Source organism: Cyanobium sp. HWJ4-Hawea, from assembly GCF_024345815.1.
Lineage (GTDB): Bacteria > Cyanobacteriota > Cyanobacteriia > PCC-6307 > Cyanobiaceae > Cyanobium_A.
On record NZ_JAGQBV010000089.1, the window covers coordinates 1 to 5,652 of the forward strand.

The 5,652-nt window shown below is 62.0% G+C and carries 6 protein-coding genes and 1 pseudogene; 3 read left to right on the forward strand and 4 right to left on the reverse strand.

The window, feature by feature from the left end; all coding sequences use genetic code 11:
• On the reverse strand, positions 1 to 290 hold a 290-nt coding region (locus tag KBY58_RS12750; RefSeq protein WP_255004694.1), incomplete at its 3' end, for a glycosyltransferase.
• 91 nt (positions 291 to 381) lie between these two features.
• On the opposite strand from KBY58_RS12750, the gene KBY58_RS12755 reads away from it, so the two are divergent.
• The 3 genes from KBY58_RS12755 (at position 382) to KBY58_RS12765 (ending at position 3,852) form a co-directional block, all read left to right on the forward strand.
• Positions 382 to 789, forward strand: a complete 408-nt coding sequence (locus KBY58_RS12755; protein ID WP_255004695.1) for a DUF1824 family protein — start codon at positions 382 to 384, stop codon at positions 787 to 789.
• Positions 790 to 872: 83 nt separating this feature from the next.
• A complete protein-coding gene (gene hemC, locus KBY58_RS12760; protein WP_255004696.1) occupies positions 873 to 1,835 on the forward strand; it encodes a hydroxymethylbilane synthase in 963 nt (320 codons plus the stop codon).
• Between the two features lie 67 nt (positions 1,836 to 1,902).
• Entirely contained in the window at positions 1,903 to 3,852 is a 1,950-nt protein-coding gene (locus KBY58_RS12765) for a chloride channel protein (protein WP_255004697.1), read from the forward strand.
• Between the two features lie 4 nt (positions 3,853 to 3,856).
• On the opposite strand, the gene KBY58_RS12770 is transcribed toward KBY58_RS12765, so the two are convergent.
• The 3 genes and pseudogenes from KBY58_RS12770 to KBY58_RS12780 all read right to left on the reverse strand — a co-directional run.
• Positions 3,857 to 4,036 carry a hypothetical protein gene (locus tag KBY58_RS12770; RefSeq protein ID WP_255004698.1) on the reverse strand — a complete coding sequence of 60 codons (180 nt, stop codon included), beginning with the start codon at positions 4,034 to 4,036 and terminating at the stop codon, positions 3,857 to 3,859.
• 132 nt (positions 4,037 to 4,168) lie between these two features.
• Positions 4,169 to 4,756 carry an inorganic diphosphatase gene (locus tag KBY58_RS12775; RefSeq protein WP_254933434.1) on the reverse strand — a complete coding sequence of 196 codons (588 nt, stop codon included), beginning with the start codon at positions 4,754 to 4,756 and terminating at the stop codon, positions 4,169 to 4,171.
• 30 nt (positions 4,757 to 4,786) lie between these two features.
• A pseudogene (locus KBY58_RS12780) lies at positions 4,787 to 5,652 on the reverse strand (carboxypeptidase M32); the annotation flags it as partial.

Sequence of the window (5,652 nt, forward strand, 5' to 3'; positions counted from 1 at the left end):
AGGTCTGAGTCCATGAGAACTGCTGCATCGCACCTGCCTTTGGCAAAGTCGAGGCCGGCCAGCATTGCCGCCTCCTTGCCGAAGTTTCGGGTTAGGGAGATGAGGCTGATTTGGCAATTGATGCCTTGGCCTGCCTGTTTATCTGCCGCAATCTGTTGCCTGACGATCGCCGCGCTTTGGTCCCTAGAACCGTCGTCTACCAATACCAATCTGTTGATACAACCCTGGGAACGGACCGCCTCGATAAACGAAGCAATACCTTGCGCTTCGTTGAAACAGGCAGAAACCACCCAGATCTGTGGTGTGGAGGCTGGATCTTCCAGGGTTTGCGTTTGACCTGCTGGAGGTGATGCTAGGTGGCGTTGAGCTTTGACTTAAATAATGGCGAATTCCACCTCCCTAACCCTTGCTGATTTGAGGGTGCTGCGCACGGCCCCCGAGCTCGGCACTGGCCAGGCTGAGCAGTTGGCCCTGGAGCTGGCGGCCGTCATGGCCCGTTGCGCCTGGTTTACGGCCGGGATCATGGCTCCCTCTGCCGATTTGGCGGTGAATGCCTTGAGGGCCATGGAGCAACGGCTGGGTTGGACGCGCCTCGAACCTGCTCCCGCTGAATCCGCTAAACCAGCTCCAGGCGGACCCGTTTTCCTCAAGGCTAACCAGAACACCGGCTCCTATTCGATCCGCCCTGAAGATGGCCTTGGGGAGGGCATTCTCATTTCCGGCCAGGACTCGAGCGAGCCGGATGGCGATGCCACCTGGGGCCCCTTGCCCCTCAATTTTTTCGCCTGATCACGGTCTGGTGCCGCGGCCTTGGGCAGGTGGCCTCGCATCTTTAGGCTGGGCAACAGTGATTTGCTTCTAGCCGGCACCGAATGGCCAACCCCCTGCGCATCGCCTCCCGCCGCAGCCAGCTGGCCATGGTGCAGACCCACTGGGTTCGCGATGAACTCCTCCAGGCCCATCAAGGCCTGGAGATCAGCATCGAGGCGATGGCTACCCAGGGCGACAAAATTCTCGATGTTGCCCTGGCCAAAATTGGCGACAAGGGCCTATTCACCAAGGAATTGGAGGCCCAGATGTTGGTGGACCAGGCCGACATCGCCGTCCATAGCCTCAAGGATCTGCCCACCAACCTCCCGGATGGCTTGATGCTCGGTTGCATCACAGAGCGGGAGGATCCTGCCGATGCGCTGGTGGTCCATGCCAGGCACAGCGATAAAAGCCTGGCGACCCTGCCCGAGGGGGCGGTGGTTGGCACCAGTTCCCTGAGGCGGTTGGCCCAGCTGCGCCACCACTATCCCCACCTCACCTTCAAGGATGTGCGGGGCAACGTGATCACCCGCTTGGAGAAGCTGGATTCCGGTGAATTCGACTGTTTGATTTTGGCTGCAGCGGGCCTGGGTCGCCTCGGCCTGGCCGATCGGATCCATGAATTAATTGACCCTTCCATTTCCCTGCATGCCGTCGGTCAGGGGGCCCTGGGCATTGAGTGCCGGGAGGGCGACGAGGCAGTTCTGGCCCAAATCAAGGTGTTAGAGCATTTACCTACGGCACGGCGTTGCTTGGCTGAACGGGCCTTTTTGCGTCAGCTGGAGGGGGGCTGCCAGGTTCCGATTGGGGTCAACAGCTGCTTTGAGGGGGAGGGTGAGCAGGCCGAGTTGGTGCTCACCGGCATGGTCGCCAGCCTTGATGGCCTACGGCTGATTCGGGATGTGAGGCGCGGCCCCCAGCAGGACCCTGAGGCCATTGGCATTGCCCTCGCCGAGGCCCTGCGGGCCCAGGGTGCGGGCGAGATACTGGAGGAAATCTTTGCGACCGTTCGGCCAGAAGCCTGATCCCCTAGATCCCGCTGAGCACAGGGGACCAACTGACCATAGGGGACCTGCTGATCAGCCCGGCCCCATGGAGGCCAGGGCGTTGCCATTCCAGTGGAGTTTGCTGGCCTGGGCTGCCCTGGTTGGCACCCTCACTGGCCTGGCCGTGGTCGCTTTCCATGAGTTGCTTGGCTTCATCAACAACGGTTTGTTCGGACCATTCGTAGACCTGCTTCTCTCCTTTGGACGCAGCCAGCCAACCCAGCTGCCCATGGAGTTGCCCCCCCTGCCCCCGGCCACTACGACTCCGCTCCAGGCCCTGCTGCAGGTGGGCCTAGGCGGGCTGGGCTTTTTGCCCCCCCCCTTGGCGGCGCCGGAGCCTCCGCCCCTGCCGACCTCGAGCCTGTCCGACTGGCTGAGCCTTTGGCCCGTGGTGGTGGTGCCCACCCTGGGGGGATTGGTGGTGGGCCTGTTGCGGCGTTTTGGTGGTGATTTGGGTCCAGGCCTGCCTTCGGTGATGGCGATGGCCGATGGCTCGGTGGCCGCCAAGCCGAAGCTCCCCTTCCAGCGTTTGCTTGCTGCCTCCTTGAGCCTGGGCAGTGGTGCCTCCCTGGGACCCGAGGGGCCAAGTGTGGAGAGTGGCGCCAACCTTGGCCTCTGGGTGGCCCTGCGCTCGAGCCTTTCGCCTGAAAGTCAGAAGGCCCTTGTGGCTGCAGGGGTGGCCGCCGGTTTGGCAGCGGGTTTCAAGGCCCCGATCGCTGGTGTGTTTTTTGCCCTGGAGGGCAGTTTTAGTGCGCTGCCGGGCCGGCCCAACGTCCGGGCGGTGTTGGTGGCGGCGGTTGCTTCCACCCTGGTGACCCAGTTGGTGCTGGGTGATACGCCAATTTTGAGGCTGCCTGCCTACGAGGTGCGCTCGCCCCTGGAATTGCCCCTTTACCTGGGTCTGGGCCTGCTGGCCAGTGGCCTTTCCTGGGCCCTGATCAGCCTGTTGTCGCTGGGGCGCAGTGAGGCACTTCAGCAATGGCTGCGCCGTTGGCCAGCCGGTTTGCCGACGGCCTTGGGGGGCGCGGCAGTTGGTCTGATGGCCCTGGTCTTTCCCCAGGTGCTCGGCGTCGGCTACGACACGATTGAGGCCCTGCTTGGCAGCAATGGCGGGCTGCCCTTGCTTACCCTGCTGGGCCTGCTTTGCGTAAAGCTATTGGCCACGGGGGTCAGCAATGCCACCGGTTTTGTTGGCGGTGGTTTTGCGCCTTCCCTGGTGCTCGGAGCCCTGCTGGGCAATTGCTATGGCCAACTGCTGGGGGAGAGCGGCTTGCACCTGCCGGTGGCCGAACCACCGGCCTATGCCATGGTCGGAATGGCGGCGGTGCTGGCGGGCAGTGCCAGGGCCCCATTGACCGCCCTCTTGCTGCTTTTTGAACTAACCCGCGACATCAGGATCGTGCTGCCCCTGATGGCGGCGGCGGGCCTCAGTGCCCTGTTGGTAGAGCGCTGGAAGGGCATTAGCGATCCTGGCTTGCTGGGCCCCGATCTCCAGGAGGAGCAGCGCCGGCGCCAGCTCACCGCCACGGCTGTGACGGAGGCGTTTGAGCCGGAGGCCCCCCTGCTCTTGCCCATCGATCTGCCCGCCGACCAGGCCCTGATCAGCTTGGTCGGCAGCCATGGCCACTGCTTGTTGGTTGTGGATGGTTCCTGGGTTGTCGGTTTGGTCACCCTGCCCGATTTGCAGCGCTCGATCACCGCTGCGCGATTGGCGGCAGGTTCGCCTGGCAGTGCAGGTGAATCCGTAGTTGCCATGCCCTGTCTCAGGGAGTGCCGGCGGGGGGATTTGGTTTGGCTGCCCGAGACAGCTCACTTGGCCCAATTGGAGGACCAACTCAGCCCCAATGGCCTGCGTCAAGTTCCCGTATTCGAAGTAAATAGCCAGGGATTAGGGGCCTTGCCCCAGGGCCTGCCAGCCGCTGGACTACCAATTGATTCGCTTAGGGGCCTGGCTAGCCGCGATGGCATGGCTAGGGCCCTAGCGCGCAAGCTATAGCTAGTTAGTTGCCCATCCCACCAGGGTTGTTGCTTTCCTGGCCTAGGGCCTGGAGGGCTGGATCCACCGTGGTAAGCCGCTCCATGATCCGTTCGAGGTCCAGGGCCGATAGCTCCCCATCATTGGACCATTTCAGGGCGGTGCTGTTCAGCTGATCGCAGTGGTGGGAGGAAAAGCTGGACATCAAAACGACCTTTGGCCCTAAAATGTAAGGGCCAATTGTCTTGAAACCAGGTTTTTGGCCCCAATCTGCAGAAAGTTTTCCGGGTTTGGCCCATCCAGTGTCTGGAGTAGGCCGTGCCCGGTTGCCTTGGGCTCAGTTCACCAGCTTGGCTTCGATGGTGTCGAGGTAGCGCTGCTCACAGGCCTTGATGATCGTCACTGCCTCTGCTGCCTCAAAGAAGCCATTGACCTTGCAGGTGCCGGGTTTCTTGAGATCCTTGTAGTGCTCCCAGTAATACTTGGTTTCCTTCTCCCACTGGGCTCCTAGCTGGGTGTAGCTGGTGATGTGGTCCATGCGCTTGTCATCGGCCAGCACCGCAATCACTTTGTCGTCGACCTCACCACCATCGTCGAAGGTCATGATGCCAATGATGCGAGCTTCCACGATCGAACCCGGCACCAGCGGTTCGGTGACGTTGACAATTTCAATATCCAGTGGATCCCCATCCTCATCCCAGGTGCGGGGGATGCAGCCGTAGGCGAAGGGGTAGGCCAGGGAGCTGTAGCCGACCCGATCAAGCTTTAGATGGCCGGTTTCAGTGATCAGCTCATACTTGTTGATCGTCATCGAGTTGAGCTCGACGATCGTGTTCAGCCGCAGCTCAGCTTCGTCGGCGAAGGCCGGCAGCACGTGCAGCAGGTTGAGCATCGTGCGGCTGGGAGCGTGGTCGATATTCGCCATGACAGGGAAAAGATTTGTCGCCGCGGCATCTTAAGGAGCCGTCAGCCGCTCCACCTTGGCCCCCAGGTAGCGTAGAAATGGCTGGGCACTTAGGGCTTCTCCGCTGACCTGCCTAACCAGCTCTTCGGCATTTACCCGCCGGCCAAACGGATAGACCTGGGCCCGTAACCAGCCGAGCAGGCTGCTTTCCCTGCCCGCTGCAATCAACTGCTCGATGGCACCTTCGCCACCGAGATCTCGCTCCATGACGGCGCCCAGTTGGGCACTGATTAGGTGGCCCAGGGCATAGGAGGGGAAATAGCCAAACAACCCCTCACTCCAGTGCACGTCTTGGAGGCAGCCATCTTGATCGTTGCTCGGTTCGATCCCAAACAACTCCTTGAAGCGCCGATTCCATTGGCTTGGCATTTCTGCGGCCGGCAGATCCCCCTCCAGCAGCGCCAGCTCCAGTTCGTAGCGCAAAACAATGTGCAGGCAGTAGCTGAGTTCATCCGCCTCCACTCGAATCAGGCCGGGGCGCATCGGATTGAGGGCCCGCCAGAACTGGAAACTGTCTTGCCAGGGATCGGCACCTAGGGCGGTTGCGAAACGGGGATGCCAGCGCTGGGCGAAGGCCTGGCTCCTGCCAATGCGGCATTCCCAGAACAGGCTTTGACTTTCGTGAATGGCCATCGAGGTGGCTTCGCCGAGGGGCCAGGGGAAGTAGTGGTCATCGCTGCGGGGTAGGCCCTGCTCATAGAGCGAATGGCCCCACTCGTGCGCTGTGGCCAGGAAGGCTGAGAGGGGTTGGCCGGGCACCATCCGGGTGGTGATGCGGAAGTCCTGGGGGCCGAGGGTGCAGGAGAAGGGGTGGGCCGAGCGGGAGCGCTGGCAACGGCTGCCGTCGTAACCCCAGC